This window comes from Hyphomicrobiales bacterium (assembly GCA_002869065.1).
GTDB lineage: Bacteria > Pseudomonadota > Alphaproteobacteria > Rhizobiales > Rhodobiaceae > Rhodobium.
The window spans coordinates 453682-470920 of the sequence record PKTR01000002.1 but is presented as its reverse complement, the minus strand read 5'-3'; the positions used below and the strand labels follow the sequence as shown (position 1 = coordinate 470920).

The 17239-nt window shown below is 67.7% G+C and carries 18 protein-coding genes and 1 riboswitch; of the genes, 12 read left to right on the top strand and 6 right to left on the bottom strand.

Annotated elements, in window-relative coordinates:
- Nucleotides 1-3 precede the first annotated feature (3 nt).
- Complete coding sequence (gene cobO, locus C0606_05895; GenBank protein ID PLX37800.1) at nucleotides 4-639, bottom strand: cob(I)yrinic acid a,c-diamide adenosyltransferase; 636 nt, start codon at nucleotides 637-639, stop codon at nucleotides 4-6.
- 35 nt (nucleotides 640-674) lie between these two features.
- Nucleotides 675-915: riboswitch (cobalamin riboswitch) on the top strand.
- 95 nt (nucleotides 916-1010) lie between these two features.
- Between cobO and C0606_05890 the strand changes: the two genes are divergently transcribed.
- From C0606_05890 to cobJ, 7 genes are read left to right on the top strand one after another with little or no spacing between them, the layout of a single operon-like run.
- Nucleotides 1011-1379 (top strand): metal-binding protein, encoded by a 369-nt coding sequence (locus C0606_05890; GenBank protein PLX37799.1) that lies wholly within the window; start codon nucleotides 1011-1013, stop codon nucleotides 1377-1379.
- Nucleotides 1376-2410, top strand: coding sequence for a cobalamin biosynthesis protein CobW (gene cobW, locus C0606_05885; protein PLX37798.1), 1035 nt, complete (start codon nucleotides 1376-1378; stop codon nucleotides 2408-2410). Before C0606_05890 ends, cobW begins: the two co-directional genes overlap by 4 nt.
- A 6-nt stretch (nucleotides 2411-2416) precedes the next feature.
- Complete coding sequence (locus C0606_05880) at nucleotides 2417-5668, top strand: cobaltochelatase subunit CobN (GenBank protein PLX37797.1); 3252 nt, start codon at nucleotides 2417-2419, stop codon at nucleotides 5666-5668.
- The gene (gene cobG / locus C0606_05875; protein PLX37796.1) at nucleotides 5665-6870 is read left to right on the top strand and encodes a precorrin-3B synthase; all 1206 of its coding nucleotides are present in this window, start codon (nucleotides 5665-5667) and stop codon (nucleotides 6868-6870) included. Before C0606_05880 ends, cobG begins: the two co-directional genes overlap by 4 nt.
- A complete protein-coding gene (locus C0606_05870) occupies nucleotides 6870-7499 on the top strand; it encodes a precorrin-8X methylmutase (GenBank protein ID PLX37795.1) in 630 nt (209 codons plus the stop codon). Before cobG ends, C0606_05870 begins: the two co-directional genes overlap by 1 nt.
- 2 nt (nucleotides 7500-7501) lie before the next feature.
- Nucleotides 7502-8224: a precorrin-2 C(20)-methyltransferase gene (locus tag C0606_05865; protein PLX37794.1), complete on the top strand. Its 723-nt coding sequence runs from the start codon at nucleotides 7502-7504 to the stop codon at nucleotides 8222-8224.
- The gene (cobJ, locus tag C0606_05860) at nucleotides 8221-8976 is read left to right on the top strand and encodes a precorrin-3B C(17)-methyltransferase (GenBank protein PLX37793.1); all 756 of its coding nucleotides are present in this window, start codon (nucleotides 8221-8223) and stop codon (nucleotides 8974-8976) included. Before C0606_05865 ends, cobJ begins: the two co-directional genes overlap by 4 nt.
- On the opposite strand, the gene C0606_05855 is transcribed toward cobJ, so the two are convergent.
- Nucleotides 8952-9701: a cobalt-precorrin-6A reductase gene (locus C0606_05855; GenBank protein PLX37792.1), complete on the bottom strand. Its 750-nt coding sequence runs from the start codon at nucleotides 9699-9701 to the stop codon at nucleotides 8952-8954. The genes cobJ and C0606_05855 overlap by 25 nt on opposite strands.
- Between C0606_05855 and C0606_05850 the strand changes: the two genes are divergently transcribed.
- Genes C0606_05850 through C0606_05830 form a run of 5 tightly spaced genes read left to right on the top strand, consistent with a single transcriptional unit; the run spans nucleotide 9700 to nucleotide 14132 of the window.
- Nucleotides 9700-10887 carry a cobalamin biosynthesis bifunctional protein CbiET gene (locus tag C0606_05850; protein PLX37791.1) on the top strand — a complete coding sequence of 396 codons (1188 nt, stop codon included), beginning with the start codon at nucleotides 9700-9702 and terminating at the stop codon, nucleotides 10885-10887. The genes C0606_05855 and C0606_05850 overlap by 2 nt on opposite strands.
- Complete coding sequence (locus C0606_05845; protein PLX38700.1) at nucleotides 10884-11255, top strand: precorrin methylase; 372 nt, start codon at nucleotides 10884-10886, stop codon at nucleotides 11253-11255. Before C0606_05850 ends, C0606_05845 begins: the two co-directional genes overlap by 4 nt.
- Nucleotides 11252-12040: a precorrin-4 C(11)-methyltransferase gene (gene cobM / locus C0606_05840; GenBank protein PLX37790.1), complete on the top strand. Its 789-nt coding sequence runs from the start codon at nucleotides 11252-11254 to the stop codon at nucleotides 12038-12040. The genes C0606_05845 and cobM overlap by 4 nt, the downstream gene beginning before the upstream one ends.
- Complete coding sequence (locus tag C0606_05835) at nucleotides 12037-13371, top strand: cobyrinic acid a,c-diamide synthase (GenBank protein PLX37789.1); 1335 nt, start codon at nucleotides 12037-12039, stop codon at nucleotides 13369-13371. The genes cobM and C0606_05835 overlap by 4 nt, the downstream gene beginning before the upstream one ends.
- The gene (locus C0606_05830; protein ID PLX37788.1) at nucleotides 13368-14132 is read left to right on the top strand and encodes a precorrin-6A synthase (deacetylating); all 765 of its coding nucleotides are present in this window, start codon (nucleotides 13368-13370) and stop codon (nucleotides 14130-14132) included. The genes C0606_05835 and C0606_05830 overlap by 4 nt, the downstream gene beginning before the upstream one ends.
- Before the next feature lie 24 nt (nucleotides 14133-14156).
- Here the strand turns inward: C0606_05830 and C0606_05825 are convergent, their stop codons facing one another.
- The 4 genes from C0606_05825 to C0606_05810 all read right to left on the bottom strand — a co-directional run bounded on the left by C0606_05825 (nucleotide 14157) and on the right by C0606_05810 (nucleotide 17212).
- The gene (locus C0606_05825; protein PLX37787.1) at nucleotides 14157-14873 is read right to left on the bottom strand and encodes a hypothetical protein; all 717 of its coding nucleotides are present in this window, start codon (nucleotides 14871-14873) and stop codon (nucleotides 14157-14159) included.
- Nucleotides 14873-15238: a CidA/LrgA family protein gene (locus C0606_05820; GenBank protein PLX37786.1), complete on the bottom strand. Its 366-nt coding sequence runs from the start codon at nucleotides 15236-15238 to the stop codon at nucleotides 14873-14875. The genes C0606_05825 and C0606_05820 overlap by 1 nt, the downstream gene beginning before the upstream one ends.
- 170 nt (nucleotides 15239-15408) lie before the next feature.
- Nucleotides 15409-16413, bottom strand: a complete 1005-nt coding sequence (gene speB / locus C0606_05815; protein ID PLX37785.1) for an agmatinase — start codon at nucleotides 16411-16413, stop codon at nucleotides 15409-15411.
- Between the two features lie 61 nt (nucleotides 16414-16474).
- On the bottom strand, nucleotides 16475-17212 hold the full coding sequence (locus C0606_05810) for a peptidase (GenBank protein ID PLX37784.1): 738 nt from the start codon (nucleotides 17210-17212) through the stop codon (nucleotides 16475-16477).
- Nucleotides 17213-17239 lie beyond the last annotated feature (27 nt).

Genomic DNA, 17239 nt, shown 5'->3' with positions numbered 1-17239 from the left:
CGATCAGAATTCCACGCCCTTCTGGCCCTTGATGCCGGAGCGGAAGGGATGCTTGACGAGCGTCATTTCGGTCACCAGATCGGCGATCTCGATCAGTTCCGGCGCGGCGTTGCGGCCGGTCAGCACCACATGGGTCATCGCCGGCTTCTCGTCCTGAAGGAAGGCGACCACCTCGTTGATGTCGAGATAGCCGTAGCGCAGCGCGATGTTGATCTCGTCGAGCAGCACCATCGTGTTGCTGTCGTCGCGGATCAGCTCCTTGGCCTTTTCCCAGGCGCGGCCGGCGGCGGCGATGTCGCGTTCCTTGTCCTGCGTCTCCCAGGTGAAGCCTTCGCCCATCGCGTAGAACTGGCAGAGATCGGAAAACCGCTCCTCGATCAGCCGCCGCTCGCCGGTCTCCCAGGCGCCCTTGATGAACTGCACCACGGCGGACGGCATGCCGTGGGCGATGCAGCGCAGGATCATGCCGAAGGCCGCCGAGCTCTTGCCCTTGCCCGATCCCGTATGGACGATGATCAGGCCCTCCTCGCCCTCCTTCTTCGCCATCATGCGGTCGCGGGCGGCTTTCTTCTTCGCCATTTTCTTGACGTGGCGTTCCGAGTCCTCGTTGGCGGCGTCGGGCGTCGTCGGCTCCGTCATCGGCTTTCCTTCCTTGACATCAGCGCCGTTTTCAGAGCAGGTGAGGCGACGCTGGTTCCTGTCTTTATGACAGGCGAAGAGGGAATGCGACAGGGTCCATTGGTGAAATGGACGTGAAGCGCAGCCGCCCCCGCGACCGTGACCGGAAAGACCCCCCAAAGCCACTGGCCGACATGCCGGGAAGGTGGGTGGGCCGCCGATACCTCAACGCCATCGACGCATCGAGGTCATCGATATCCGCAAGCCGGGAGACCTGCCAGCACCGTGACGAGACAGCGGACGGGGTGTTCCGCAGGCGGCTCGGAACGGCGCCGCGGCGCTGTCCTCCTTGCAAGCTTCCCCGTTCCCAAAAAGCGTGAGGGAAGCGCGGCATGACCGCAAAACTCCATGTCTGCACCACCTGTCGCTGCGGCGGTCCGGCGCCGAGCGAGGACGCGCCCTGTCCCGGCAACCGGCTCTATCGCCGTCTGGTCGAGGCCGGCGCGCCGGAAAATGTCGAGATCGTGCCGGTCGAGTGCCTGTCCGCGTGCTCGCGCGGCTGCACCATCGCGCTGACCCAGCCCGGCTGCTGGTCCTATATCTACGGCGAGATGGACGCCGAGCACCATGTCGAGGACATCCTCGCGGGCGCTGCCGCCTATGCCGCCAGCAACGACGGCATCGTGCCCTGGCGCGAGCGGCCCCAGATCTTCCGCAAACAATCCGTTGCCCGCATTCCGCCCATGGAGGTGCCCGCATGAGCGATCTCGCCAAAATCCCCGTCACCGTGATCACCGGCTTCCTCGGATCGGGCAAGACCACGCTGATCCGGCATCTCATGGCCAACCCGCAGGGCAAGCGCCTCGCTGTGCTGGTCAACGAGTTCGGCGATGTCGGTGTCGACGGCGATATCCTGAAAAGCTGTTCGGACGAGAACTGCCCGGCGGAAAACATCGTCGAGCTGGCGAACGGCTGCATCTGCTGCACGGTCGCGGACGATTTCATCCCGACCATCGAGGCGCTGATGGCGCTGCCCGAAAAGCCGGAACACATCCTAATCGAGACCTCCGGTCTGGCGTTGCCGAAGCCGCTCCTGAAGGCCTTCGACTGGCCCGATATCCGCTCGCGCATCACGGTCGACGGGGTGATCGCGATCGCCGATGCCGAGGCCGTCGCCGAGAGGCGTTTTGCGCCCAATGTCGCCGCCGTCGACGCGCAGCGGCTCGCCGATGACAGCATCGACCACGAGACGCCGCTGTCGGAAGTCTTCGAGGACCAGATCTCGTGCGCCGACATCGTGCTCCTGTCGAAGGCGGATCTGGCCGGCGAAGGACGGCTCGCCGACGCCCGCGCCATCGTCGAGGCGGAAGCGCCGCGTCGCCTGCCGATCCTCGAGATGACCGAGGGTCGCATCGATCCGCGCATCGTGCTCGGCCTCAACGCCGCCGCCGAGGACGATCTCCATGCCCGCCCGTCCCATCACGACGACCATGACGACCACGAGCACGATGATTTCGACTCGGTGGTGATGGCGTTGCCGGAAATCGACGACGTCGAGGCGCTGACGGCGAAGATCGTCCGGCTTGCCCGCGAGCAGAATATTCTCAGGGTCAAGGGCTACGTTGCCGTCGCCGGCAAGCCGATGCGGCTTCTGGTGCAGGCGGTCGGCGAGCGTGTCCGCGCCCAGTTCGACCGGCCCTGGGGCGCCGGCGAGCGGAAATCCCGCCTCGTGGTCATTGCCGAACACCACGATATCGACGAAGCAAAAATCCGCGCCGTACTGGAGTCGTAACCGGCAATGCACGTCATCTTCCGCGAAAGCCGCGGGCTCGAAGACAACGAAACACCGCGCGATCTCGGCCAGCAGCCGGCCGATCTCGTCGTGCTTTCGTTTTCCGACAGCGAACTCGGCGCGTTCGCGGAAGGCTGGCGGCGGGGCAGGGACGGCCTGCCCACCCTCAGGCTCGCCAATCTGGCGATGCTCAAGCACCCGCTCTCCGTCGACACCTATCTGGAGAACACGCTCGAACACGCGCGCGGCATCCTCATTCGCCTGATCGGCGGCGAGCAATACTGGCAGTACGGGCTGCGCGAAGTGGCCGCGTTGGCGCGCCGCAAGGGCATCGCGCTGGCGGTGCTGCCGGCGGATGGTCGTCCCGACGAAAAGCTCGACGCGGTCTCGACGCTGCCGGGCGAAACGCTTTCCCGCCTGTCGGGCCTCTGCGATATCGGCGGTACGGCGGCAGCGTTGGCGGCGCTGCAGGAAATGGCGCGGGCGATCGGCTTTGATGTGTCGCCGCCGCCGACCATCGATCCCGTGCCCGATCACGGCTGGTACGACCCGCAAGAGGGCGTGCTCGAAGCTCTGCCGGAAACCGACCGGCCGCGCGTCATCGTCAGCTTCTATCGCTCCTATTTCACCGCTGCCGATCTGTCACCGGTCGATACGCTGATCGAGCTGTTCCGCGAGCGCGGCTTTGCCGCCCACGGGCTCTTCTCCGCTTCGCTGAAGGCGCCGGAAAGTGCCGCCTGGATCGGCGATCAACTCGCCCGGCTGAGCCCGGCGGCGGTCGTCAACGCGACGGCTTTCTCGGCCCGCCGCTCCGATGGCGGGCCTTCGCCGCTCGATGCCGCCGGCTGCCCGGTGTTCCAGGTCGCCCTGTCGACGGCGGAACGCGATCTCTGGCAGGAGGCCGAACGCGGTCTGCCGCCCGCCGATCTCGCCATGCATGTCGTGCTGCCGGAAGTCGACGGACGCATCTTCGCCGGCGCCGTCAGCTTCAAGACGGCGGGCGAGCGCGACCCCGAGCTGCAATACGCGCGCAGCCAGCACGGCGCCGACCGGGCGCTTGCAAGCGCCGTCGTCGAGCGTGTCTGCGGCTGGTTCCGGCTGGCCGAAACGACTGTCGCCGAGCGTCGTCTGGCGCTGGTGCTCTCGACCTATCCGGGCCGGGATCATCAGCTTGCCCACGCCGTCGGCCTCGACGCGCTCGCCTCCAGCGAGGAGATCCTGCGCGCGCTTGGCGAGGCCGGCTACCGGGTCGAAGCCGGCGAGGGGCTCGGCAAGGCGCTGCTCGCCAGGACGATCACCTGGCCGCTTGCTGACTATTGCGCGGCGCTCGAAACCCTGTCACCGGCGCTGCGCGAGGCGCTCGTTGCTGCCTGGGGAGAGCCGGAAGGCGACTCGCAAATCCGCAACGGGCTGGTGCATTTCCGCGCCCTGCGGCGGGGCAATGCGATTGTCGCGCTGCAGCCCGAACGCGGCGACGTGAATTCCCGCGATGACGACTATCACGACCTCACGCGCACCCCGCGCCATGCCTATGTCGCCTTCTATCTCTGGCTCAGGGCGCAGGGCATGCATGCGCTTGTCCATATCGGCGCGCACGGCACGCTCGAATGGCTGCCCGGCAAGGCGGTCGCGCTGTCGCATGACTGCTGGCCGCAGGCGCTGATCGGATCGACCCCGGTCGTCTATCCCTTCATCGTCAACGATCCGGGCGAGGCCGCACAGGCGAAGCGCCGCATCGGCGCCGTCACGCTCGGCCATCTGCCGCCGCCGATGGCGGCCTCCAGCGTGCCCGAGCGGCTGGTGCGCCTCGAACATCTGCTTGATGAGTATTCGACCGCCGACGGGCTCGATCCGAAACGCCGCAAGCGGCTCATCGCCTCGATCCGCGACGAGGCACGTTCAGCCGGCGTCGAGGCCGATATCGGGCTCGACGAAGCGGCCAGCGCGGCGGAGGCGATCACCCGCATCGACCGCTTCGTCTGCGACATCAAGGAAAGCCAGTACGGCGACGGCCTGCACATCTTCGCGACCGGCCAGTGCGGCGCGGGTGAACGCGATGGCTTGCTTGCCGCGCTTGCCGGCCGCCGCGTCGATGCCGGCCCTTCGGGATCGCCGTTCCGCGGCCGCACCGACGTCATGCCGACCGGGCGCAATCTCTTCACCACCGACCCGCGCTCGGTGCCGACCCGCGCGGCTTACACGCAAGGGGTCAAGCTCGCCGAGGAAGTCGTACGCCGGCACCTGCAGGATCACGGCGACTATCCGCGCGGCATGGTGATCGATCTGTGGGGCTCGGCGACGATGCGCACGGCCGGTGAGGAATTCGCCATGGCGCTGCATCTTGCCGGCGTCAAACCGGTCTGGGACAGCGGCTCGGAACGGGTGTCGGGCTTCGAGATCATCCCGCTTGCCCTGCTCGGACGCGCCCGCATCGATCTGACGCTACGCATCTCCGGCCTGTTCCGCGATGTCTTCCCCGGCCTGTCGCAAATGTTCGATCAGGCCGCCGCTGCCCTTGCCGGGCGCGATGAAAGCGAGGCCGACAACCCCTATCGCGGCCGCGCCGTGCCGCGCGTCTTCGGCCCGCGTCCCGGCCTGTTCGGGCTCGCCATGGGCGCCGCCCTCGACGACTATTCCGATGCCGGGCGCGCCGCCGCCGGCGAAGCCTGGCTGAACGGCTCGCAATGGACCTTCAACGCAGCCGGCGAGGCCCGCGCCGACCGCGCCGGCCTCGAAGCGCGTGTGGTCGATGCCGACGGTTTCATCCATGTTCAGGATCTGGTCGAGACCGACCTGCTTCTTGCGTCCGACTATGCCGCCCACGAAGGCGGATTTGCCGCCGCCCGCGCAGCGCTCGGCCGTGACGCCCCGGCGCTCTACCACCTCGATGCGACCCGACCCGACGATCCGCGCGCGCGCACGCTCGGCGAAGAGATCGGCCGCGTCGTGAGGGCGCGCGCCACCAACCCGAACTGGGCGAACGGCATGATGCGCCACGGCTTCCGCGGGGCGGCGGAAATCGCCGCGACACTTGATCATATGGCGGCCTTTGCCAACGCCACCCGCGACGTCGGCGGCCATCTGTTCGACGCATATTTCGAGGCGACGCTCGGCCGCGGCGATCTCGTCGACTTCATGGAGCGGGAAAACCCGGAAGCCCTTGCCGCCATGCGCGACCGGTTCCGCGCGCTTCGCGACAGCGGTCTCTGGATGACTCGGCGCAACTCGATCATTGCTGAACTAGGCGAAGAACAATGAGCCAGCAGTCAACAGTGGTCCCGATTATCCAGGGCCCGATTATCCAGGGCCCGATTATCCAGGGATGGTGCCCGGGCGCCCTGAAACCGATGCTGTCCGGCGACGGCTATGTCGTGCGCATCCGCCCGCATTCGGGACGCGTCGCGGCGGAGCAGATGGCCGCCATCGCCGCCCTGTCCGAAACCCACGGCAACGGGCTCATCGACTTCTCCGCTCGCGCCAATATCCAGATGCGCGGCGTCACCGCCGACAGCCACGCGCCGCTGATCGAGGCGCTCGGCGCACTCGGGCTGATCGATGGGTCGATTGCCGAGGAAACCACCCGCAACATCCTCGTCACCCCGTTCTGGCAGGCCGGCGACGGCACGGTCGAGATCGCCGACGCGCTCGCAGCAAGACTTGCCAGCGGGCCTGCACTACCCGGCAAGTTCGGCTTTGCCGTCGACACCGGTCCGCAGCCAGTGCTGTCCGAGGCCTCCTCCGATATCCGGCTTGAGCGCGCCGCCGACGGCACGCTGGTGCTCAGAGCCGACGGCATGGAGCGCGGCACGCCGGTGACGCCCGAAGAAGCGGCGGACAAGGCCGTCGCGCTCGCCGAATGGTTCTTGTCCTCCGGTGGTGCGCCTCAAGGTCGTGGCCGCATGGCCCGACACCTGGCAAGCGGCGCGGAGTTGCCGGCGGAGTTCGCGCCAACTCTCGCGCCAGCTCCGGCCGCGCCCGACGCAATTCCCGGGCTGACCGGAGCAGGCTTTCTCGCCGGCTTCGAATTCGGCCAGGCGACCGCCGCGACGATTGCCGCGCTTTCCCGCTGCGCGCCGGCCTTCCGCATCACGCCGTGGCGTATGGTGCTGGCCGAAGGTCTCGCCGAGGTGCCGGCCGTCGACGGGCTCATTGCCGATCCCGCCGAGCCGCTGCTCAACGTCCATGCCTGCACCGGCGCGCCGGGTTGTCCGCAGGCGCTGGCGCCGACCCGCGATCTCGCCCGCGCGCTGGCGCCGCAGTTGCCCAAGGGGGCGCGGCTCCATGTCAGCGCCTGCACAAAGGGATGTTCACACCCGTCGCCATGCGCGTATACCCTTGTCGCGACCGACGACGGCTTCGCACTCGTCCGCGACGGAACGGCAAGCGACGTGCCTGTCGCCACCGGTCTCGACCCTGTAACCCTCTTGGCCGACCCGGCAGGCCTCTTCGGACTTCAGTGATGCCCCACAGCTACGAAACGGACGGCGCGGCGATCTACGCGCAGTCCTTTGCCACCATCCGCGCGGAAGCCGAGCTTGCCCGTTTTTCGGCGGAAGAAGAACGCGTGGTCGTGCGCATGATCCATGCCGCCGGCATGGTCGGCCTGGAAAACCATGTTCGGTTTTCAGACGGCATGGCATTGGCTGCGATAGCGGCGCTCGAGGCCGGCGCGCCGATCCTGTGCGACGCGCGCATGGTCGCCGAAGGCATCACCCGCGCCCGCCTGCCGGCCGACAACGATATCGTCTGCACGCTGCATGACCCGCGCGTACCGGAGCTCGCCGCCTCGCTCGGCACCACGCGTTCGGCCGCCGCGCTCGAACTCTGGCGCGACCGTCTTGCCGGCTCGGTGGTGGCGATCGGCAACGCCCCGACGGCGCTGTTTCATCTTCTCAATATGCTCGAAGACCCAGCGGTGCCGCGCCCGGCCGCGATCGTCGGCTGCCCGGTCGGCTTCGTCGGCGCAGCCGAAAGCAAGGCCGCTCTGATGGCCGATCTGCCCGCGCCCGCACTCATCGTCGAGGGCCGGCTCGGCGGTTCCGCCGTCACGGTCGCCGCCATCAACGCGCTCGCCAGCCCGAAAGAATAACAATGTCGAAAATCGTGTGTGTCGGGCTCGGCCCGGGCGATCCCGATCTGATGAGCGTCAAGGCTGACCGGCTGATCCGGCAGGCGAAGCACGTCGCCTATTTCCGCAAGGCCGGCCGCACCGGTCAGGCGCGTCTGATCGTCAACGGCATGCTGGCGGCGGACGTCACCGAATATGCGATGGAATATCCGGTGACGACGGAAATCCCGTTCACCGACCCCGAATACAACCGGTTGCTCGCCGCCTTCTACGAGGATTGGGCGGATCGGCTTGCCGCCATGGCCGACGCCGGCGACGAGGTCGTCGTGCTGTGCGAGGGCGACCCGTTCTTCTATGGCTCGTTCATGCATCTGCATTCGCGGTTGCAGGGCCGGGTGGCGCTCGAAATCGTGCCCGGCATCACCGGCATGTCCGGCTGCTGGACCGCGACGGGCATTCCGATTGCCTGGGGCGACGACGTCACCACGGTGCTGATGGGTACGCTCGGCGAAGAGGCTCTCGTCGAGCGCATGAAAAACTCCGATGCCATCGCCGTCATGAAGATCGGCCGCAACCTGCCGAAGGTGAAGCGGGCGCTGGAAAAGGCCGGCCGGCTGGAGGCCGCCTGGCTGGTCGAGCGCGGCACCATGCCGGGCGAGCACGTCCAGCGGCTTGCCGAGGCGGGCGATGCCGTCTCGCCCTATTTCGCCATCGTGCTGGTGCACGGTCAGGGGAGGCGGCCATGAGCGCGTCCGGCACTGGCGTCCTCATCGTTGCCGGCCTCGGCCCCGGCGCTGAAAATCTGGTGACGCCGGAAGTCACGGCGGCCCTTGCCGAGGCGACCGATATCGTCGGCTACAAGACCTATGTCGACCGCGTCCCGCCGCGCGAGGGTCTCGCACTGCATGTCTCCGACAACCGCGAAGAGGTCGAGCGGGCGCGTCAGGCGCTGAAGCTTGCCGCGTCCGGGCGCAAGGTCGTCGTCGTCTCGTCGGGCGATCCCGGCGTCTTTGCGATGGCGGCGGCTGTGTTCGAAGCGCTCGAAGGCGGGTCGGAGGACTGGAAGGCGCTCACCATCCGCATCCTGCCCGGCATCACCGCCATGCTGGCGGCAGCCGCGCGCGCCGGTGCGCCGCTCGGTCACGACTTCTGCGCCATCAACCTCTCCGACAATCTGAAGCCCTTCGCGCTGATCGAAAAACGCCTGCGCCTCGCTGCCGAAGCCGATCTCGCCATGGCGTTCTACAATCCGCGCTCGAAGGCCCGGCCGCATCCGTTCGCGCGGGTGCTGGAAATCCTCACCGAGTGCTGCGGTGGCGACCGGCTCATTCTGTTCGCCCGTGCGGTGTCGACGCCGAACGAGGAACTGAACTGGGTCAGGCTCGCCGATGCGCGCCCGGAAATGGCCGATATGAGCACGATGGTGATCGTCGGCTCGTCGCAGACGCGCCGGGTCGAGGGAACCGGCTACGTCTACACGCCACGGTCGGCGTCATGACCAAGGAACGCCATCACCGTCGCCAGATCGTGCGCCACGGGCCGTTCGGGCACGGCGGGGCGGGCTATCAGAATGACCTCGAGGCCAAGCGTCCGCGCCGCATCGATCTTGGCGCGCGCACCCTCGCCACCGGCATTCTTGGCAACGACGCAGTCGATGGCGTGCCCCTTCAGGAGCGCCAGATCGTCATCGTAGCGGAACGGGCCGCGATCGACGACAATCTTGCAGTCCGGCAGGGGCTGCGGATCCTGCGGCGGATCGACGAGGCGCAAGAGGTAGTGATGCTGCGGCTGGGCGGCAAAGAGATCGAGGTTCTGCCGGCCGATGGCGAGAAACACGCGTCTCGCGTTGCCTTCAAGCGCCGCGACCGCGCCGGCCATGTCGGGCACCGAACGCCAACGGTCGCCCGTCTTGCCCACCCAGGGTTTGCGCTCGAACGCCATCAGCGGGACGCCGGCAAGCCGCGCAGCCTCGACCGCATTGGTGCTGATCTGCGCCGCGAACGGGTGGGTCGCATCGACGAGATGGGTGATAGTGTTGTCGCGCATCCACTGGGCGAGACCTTCCGCGCCGCCGAACCCGCCGATACGGGTTTCGACCGGCTGCGCACGCGGGTTGTCCACCCGGCCGGCATAGGACAGTACGGCAGCAAGCCCCGCATCGGCGCAGGCCTGCGCCAGCCGGCTTGCTTCGCTGGTTCCGCCGAGAATGAGGGAGCGGGTCATGACTGATCCCTGGCTGACGATCATCGGTATCGGCGAGGACGGGCTGGCGGGTCTCGGCCACGCGAGCCGTTCCGCGCTCGCCTCCGCTCATAGCATCTTTGGCGGCCCCCGCCATCTGGAACTGGCCGAAGCCGGCGAACGGTGCGAGCCGTGGCCGCAGCCGTTCTCGCTCGATCCGGTTCTTGCCCGGCGCGGCGAACCGACAATTGTGCTCGCCTCCGGCGATCCCTTCTGGCACGGCGTCGGCGGCAGTCTGGCGCGCCATCTCGATCCCTCCGAATGGGTCTGCCATCCGGCGCCCTCGACCTTTTCGCTGGCCGCCGCCCGGCTCGGCTGGCGGCTGGAAGAAACGATCTGCCTCGGCCTTCATGCCGCGCCGTTTTCGAGGCTTCGCCCGGTGCTGTCGAAGGGCGTGCGGGCGATCTGCCTCGTTCGCGATGGCGAAGCGGTCGGTGCGTTGGCGGCCTGGTTGTGCGAGCACGGTTTCGGCCCGTCCGAGCTGATGGTTCTGGAAGCGCTCGGTGGCGGCGATGAACGCGTCCGCCGAGCGAGCGCCGAGGGTTTCGCCCTTGCCGATATCCGCGCGCCGGTGGCGGTTGCGATCGACACGGTGGGCACAGGCGGCCTGCCGCGCGCCTCCGGCCTGCCGGACGATCTCTTTGCCCATGACGGCCAGATCACCAAGCGGCCGATGCGCGCGATCACCCTGTCGACGCTCGGCCCCCGCCCCGGCGAGCTGCTGTGGGATATCGGCACCGGCTCCGGCTCGATCTCCATTGAATGGCTGCTCGCCGCTCCCGGCACACGCGCCGTCGCGCTCGAAGCCGATGCGACCCGCGCCGCCCGCGCGGGCGAAAACGCCGAGCGCTTCGGCGTCGGTCATCGCTTCGAACTCGTTCATGCCCGCGCACCGGACGGCCTCGGCGGCCTGCCGCAGCCCGACGTCGTCTTCGTCGGCGGTGGCGCCAGCGAGGCCGTGCTGACCGCTCTGTGGGATGCCGCTCCCGCCGGAACGCGCATCGTCGTCAATGCCGTCACACTGGAGACGGAAGCACTCATCACCCGCTTTGCCGGCGAGAAAGGCGGCGATCTGCTCCGGATCGCGCTGTCGGAAGCTCGCCCGCTCGGCTCGAAACATGGCTGGCGCGCCGCAATGCCGGTGGTGCAATGGAGCGTGACGCGATGAGGGTGGCAGGGATCGGTCTGCGGACGATTGCCGAGGAGGCGTCGCTTGTCGACGCGCTCGATGCGCTTGGCGGAACCGACGGCCTAGACGCGCTCGCCTGCCTCGATGAGAAGGCCGGCGCACCGCAACTCATCAGCCTTGCAACGCGGCTCGGCCTGCCGATCATACCGGTGACGCGCGACGCGCTCGCCGGAGAGACCACGCTCAGCCGGTCGCAGCGCGTCGAAAACCTGTTCGGAACGGGTAGCGTCGCGGAGGCCGCCGCCTTGGCCGCCTGCGGTCCCGGCGCCCGGCTCGTCGCGCCGCGGTCCGTCTCGCCCGACCGCATGGCGACGGCGGCAATCGCCGTTTCGGGAGACATAGAATGACCGTCCATTTCATTGGCGCCGGCCCCGGCGCCGCCGACCTTCTCACCCTGCGCGGCCGCGATCTGATCGCCGCAAGCCCGGTCTGCCTCTACGCCGGCTCGCTGGTCCCCGAAGGGGTGCTCGCCCATTGCCCGGCGGACGCGACCATCATCAACACCGCGCCGATGTCGCTCGACGACATCATTGCCGAAATCGCCAGGGCCCACGCCGCCGGCAAGGACGTGGCGCGGCTGCATTCCGGCGATCTCTCGGTCTGGTCGGCGATGGGTGAACAGCTGCGCCGTCTGCGCGCCGCCGGCATTCCCTACGACATCACCCCCGGCGTACCTTCCTTTGCCGCCGCTGCCGCGACCATCGGCGCGGAGCTGACCCTGCCGGGCGTGGCGCAATCCGTCGTGCTGACCCGCACCTCGGGCCGCGCGACGGCGATGCCCGAGGGCGAGACGCTGGCGAACTTCGCCCGCACCGGCGCCGTGCTCGCCATTCACCTCTCCATCCATGTGCTCGACAAGGTGATCGCCGAACTGACGCCTGCCTATGGCGCCGAGTGCCCGGTCGCCGTCGTCTGGCGCGCGTCCTGGCCCGACGAGAGGGTGGTGCGCGCAACGCTCGGCACGCTCAACGCGGCGATTGCCGGCGAGATGGAGCGCACTGCGCTGATCCTTGTCGGCCATACCATCGGGGCGGAGGACTTCGACGAAAGCCGGCTCTATGCCGACGACTACGACCGTCGCTACCGGCCGCGCGGCACCGAGCCCCGCTTCCCTGAAAAGGATCCGCAATGACGGCCGGTCTGCTCGTTTCCGCGCCTGCCTCCGGCGCCGGCAAGACCACGGTCGCGCTCGGCCTGGCGCGTGCCTGGACGCGTGCCGGACTTGCCGTGCAGCCGTTCAAGAGCGGGCCCGACTATATCGATCCGGCGTTTCATGCAGCCGCGACCGGCTGCCCGTCGGTGAACCTCGACAGCTGGGCGATGACGCCGCAGATGATCGCCGCGCTCACGGCGCGCGCGGGCGAAAGCGACATCGTTCTCGCCGAGGGCTCGATGGGCCTGTTCGACGGGGTCGCCAAACCCGGCGAAACGGGATCGGGCGCCAGCGCCGACATCGCCGCGCTGATGGGCTGGCCGGTGGTGCTGGTGCTCGACGTCTCCGGTCAGGCGCAGTCGGCGGCGGCGATCGCGCGCGGTTTTGCCACGATGCGCGCCGATGTGACGATGGCCGGCGTTATTCTAAACAAGGTCGCCAGTCCGCGCCACGAGGCGCTGGTGCGCGCCGGCATGGAGGAAGCCGGGATCACGGTCTTCGGCGCACTGCCGCGGCGCGAGTCGATTGCCCTGCCGGAGCGCCATCTCGGGCTCGTTCAGGCCGGCGAACATGATGGTCTCGACGCAATCCTCGAAGCCGCCGCCGATTTCGTCACCGAGCATTGCGATCTGGACGCCCTGCGCGGCGCGGCACGGAGCGCACCGCCGCCGGCCGGTACATGGTCGGCGCCGCCGCCCGGACAGCGGATCGCGCTTGCCCGCGACGATGCCTTCTCCTTCGTCTATCCGCATCTGCTTGAAGCCTGGCGGGCGGCGGGTGCGGAGATCCTGCCCTTCTCGCCGCTTGCCGATGAGGCGCCGGACGAGGCGGCCGACATCTGCTGGCTTCCCGGCGGCTATCCCGAACTGCATGCCGGCAGGCTGGCGGCGGCCGGCACTTTCCGCGCAGCGCTGCAACGCTTCGCCGAGACACGCCCGGTGCACGGCGAATGCGGTGGCTACATGGCGATGGGCGCAGCGCTCATCGACAAGGAGGGCACGCGCCACGAGATGGCCGGCCTCGTCGGCCTCGTGACGTCCTATGAGAAGCGCCGCATGCATCTCGGCTACCGCGTGGCGGAGCTCTCCGCGCCAATGCCGGGCTTTGCGGCCGGCAATGTGCTGCGCGGCCACGAGTTCCACTATTCGACCATTCTTGAACAGCCCGACGCCCCGCTCGCCGCCGTCACCGATGCGACAGGCGCGACGGTTGCCGAAACCGGCTCGCGGCGCGGCAATGCAACCGGCACCTTCTTCCATCTGATCGCGGCGGCTTCGGATCGGTCGGGCAGGGGAGGCGCGGGCGCATGAAGGAACTGGTCCTCATCGGCATCGGCACCGGCAATCCGGAGCATCTGACGCTGCAGGCGATCCGCGCCATGCGCGCCTGCGACCTCGTCCTCGTACCGCGCAAGGGCGAGGAGAAGGCAGAACTCGCCGAACTGCGGGACGAGCTCTGCGCCACCCACGGGGCAGAGACGACCCGCATTGTCCATTTCGACATGCCGGTGCGCGATCCGGCCATTCAGCCTTACCGCGCCCGGGTCGATGCCTGGCACGACGCGATTGCCGCGCGCTGGCTCGGCGCGATTGATGCAGGGGACGGACCGGCGGAGCGTGTCGGATTGCTGGTGTGGGGCGACCCCTCGCTCTATGACAGCACCATGCGGATCACCGAGCGCCTTGCCGCGCGCCGCGATTTCCGCCTCACCGTGATCCCCGGCATCACCGCGCTGCAGGGCCTGACGGCGGCTCACGCGATCCCGATCAACGAGATCGGGGCAGCCTTCACCGTCACCACAGGCCGGCAATTGCGCGATCATGGCTTCCCGGCGGATGTCGATACGGTCGCTGTGATGCTCGATGGCGAATGCTCGTTCCAGACGCTCGACCCGGAGGGGCTGCAGATATGGTGGGGCGCCTATGTCGGCATGGAGCAGGAAATCATCGACGCCGGCCCGCTCGCCGAAGCCGGCCCGCGCATCGTCGAGGCTCGCGCCGCGGCACGCGCCAAGCACGGCTGGATCATGGATATCTACATCCTGCGCCGGCAGCCGCGTACGGAGGCGTAAGTCGCATTTCGTCAGGCCGGTGTTTTAAAAGAAAAGCTTCCATAGAAGCGGCAGCAGGATCGCGGTCGCGAGCGCGTTCAGCCCCATGGCGAGGCCGGAAAAGGCGCCGGCCACTTCGCTGACCTGCAGCGCGCGGGCCGTGCCGATGCCGTGGCTCGCCGTGCCGATGGCGACGCCACGCGCGCCCCAGTCGCGGATGCGCAGAAGGTTGAGCAGGCCGGGGCCGATCATCGCGCCGAGAATGCCGGTGAGGATGACGAGCACGGCGGTCAGCGAGGGCAGGCCGCCGAACTGCGCGGAAATTCCCATGGCGACGGGCGCCGTCACCGATTTCGGCGCGAGCGAGATCAGCGTGTCCTTCGAGGCGCCGAGGAAATAGCCGATCCCGACAGCCGAGATTGCCGCAGTCAGCGAGCCGGCGATGATGCTGGTCAGAAGCGCAAGCGCGGAGCGGCGCACCTTGTTGAATTGCCGGTAGAGCGGAATGGCGAGCGCGACGGTTGCCGGGCCGAGCAGGAAGTGTACGAACTGCGCGCCGTCGAAATAGGTCTCGTAGCTTGTGCCGGTGGCGAACAGGGTCGCCACGATGATCAGCACGGCGATCAGCACCGGATTGAGCAGCGGGTTGAGTTTGCCCTTGCGATAGAGCCAAAAGCCGGCCTGAAAGGCGACCAGCGTCAACGTCAGGTGCAACAGCGGGCTGGCGCTCAGATAGACCCAGATATCGCGAAGATCGCCCATCAGCCCGCATCCTTCGCGCTGTCATCGTCCGACGTTGGCCGAAGCCAGTTCATCAACAGCGCGGTGACGGCCACCGTCAGCGCCGTCGAACCGACAAGCGCGACGGCGATCGGCAGCAGGTCGCGGCCGATCAGCTCGATATGCAGCATGACGCCGACGCCGGCCGGCACGAACAGCAGCGACAGATTGTTGAGCAGCCCGTCGGCGGTGCGCGCGAGGTCGTCCGGGATGCCGCCTCGTATGGCGAGGAACAGGAACAACAGCACCATGCCGAGGACCGGGCCGGGCACCGGCAGGCCGGTCGCCCGCACGGTGACTTCACCGATCAGCTGGCAGACGAAAATGAAGGTCAGATAACCGAGCATCGCGCATCCTCTCGCGGCGGCGGAAGAAATCACGAGTCTAAAGCGCTTTCCCGAAAAGTTGACAGACTTTTCGGATTAGAAAACGCGTGAAAAAAATCAGGCAAAGCATGTTGCGCGTTTCTTTTCGAGCGCGACATGCTTTGCCGGGGATATTCGCCCGCCTATTAGGGTCAGCAGGAAAGCTGTTCGGGATCGCCCGACGCTTCGTCCTTGCGCCGGCGCAGCGCGGGCGCCATCACGCACAACAGTTCGAACATCAGCGACACACCGAGCCAGGCCGTGTTGCCGGAGGTGTCGAAGGGCGGCGAGACCTCGACCAGATCGGCGCCGATGATGTCGACGCCGGCCAGTTCGCGCACCACCTGCATCGCCTCGAAGCTGGTCGGCCCGCCGACCTCCGGGGTTCCGGTTCCCGGCGCGTAGGCCGGATCGACGAAATCGATGTCGTAGGAAACATAGGTCGGCTGGTCGCCGACGATGTCGCGCGCTTCGGCCATCACATCGGCAACGCCGCGCGCGAAGTATTCCTCGATCGCGATGATGCGGATGCCGACCGAGGCCGCGAAGTCGCGGTCCTCATTGTCGTAGGCCGTGCCGCGAATGCCGATCTGCACGGTGCGCGTCGGATCGATCAGCCCCTCCTCGACGGCGCGGCGGAATGGCGTGCCGTGGGTGTAGAGCGAACCGTTGAAATAGCTGCGCGTGAGGTCGGTGTGGGCGTCGAAATGAACGAGGCCAACTGGAGCATCGGCGGCAACGCCACGCAGAACGGGCAGGGTGCAGAGATGATCGCCGCCGGCCGAAAGCGGCGCGATACCGACCTGCTTGACCCGCTTGTAGAAGGCGGTGAAGCGATCCAGGCTGTCGTGCAAGTCGCACGGATTGGGCGACACGTCGCCAAGGTCGGCGGCCGCCACCATCTCGAACGGGCGGATGCCGGTGACGCTGTGCTGCGCGCGGATCATGGTCGACAGGTCGCGCAGCTGGCGTGGCCCGTGTCGCGGTCCCGGCCGGTTCGTCGTGCCGCCATCCCACGGCATGCCGATCAGCCCGATCTCGACCTCGCCGATCTTCGCGTCGTTGAGCGGCACGTAAGGCAGGCGCATGAAGGTCGGCACGCCGGCAAAGCGCGGCAGGTCGAAAGCGGATACGGGATGGAAAAACGGATCGCTCATGCGGCCTCCAGGAAACGGCAGCGCGGCGATGCGCCCCCTGCCGCCTCTCGCCCGAGGGCGGTTAGGTGTCGAACGAGTATTGCGGCAGCGACGAGAATGCGTCCCTCAACGCTTCGCCCCAGCCCGTCGAGATGAGCTGGTAATACGGATCCTCGGCGTCGATGCGCCGTTGCTCGCCGATGTCCAGGCTACCGGCGTGATAGGTCTGCAGGTCGAGCGGCAGGCCGACGGACAGATTGGCCTTGATGGTCGAGTCGAACGAGACCAGCAGCAGCTTCACCGCATCCTCGAAACTCATGTCGGGATCATAGGCGCGCACAAGGATCGGCCGGCCGTATTTGGTCTCGCCGATCTGGAAAAACGGCGTGTCGTTGGAGGCTTCGATGAAATTGCCTTCCGGGTAGATCATGAACAGGCGCGGCTCGCTCGTGGCGATCTGGCCACCGACGATCATGGTCGCGTTGAAGGTCGAATCGGCGCGCTGCCCGCTGATGCCGTGCGACTGAATGACCTCGCGCAGCGTCTCGCCGATGATGCTTACGACCTGAAACATCGACGGGGCCTCGAGCAGCGACGGGCTGCGATCGGCCGGTGCCTTGGAGCGTTCGTCGAGCAGGCTGACGAGGGCTTGCGTGGTCGCCAGATTGCCCGCCGTCAGCATCGTGATGACGCGGTCGCCCGGCTTTGACCAGGTGAACATCTTGCGGAAAACGGACACGTTGTCGACGCCCGCATTGGTGCGGGTGTCGGACATGAATACGAGGCCATGATTGAGGCGCAATCCGACACAATAGGTCATGTGATGTGGAATCCGGCTGAATGTGCG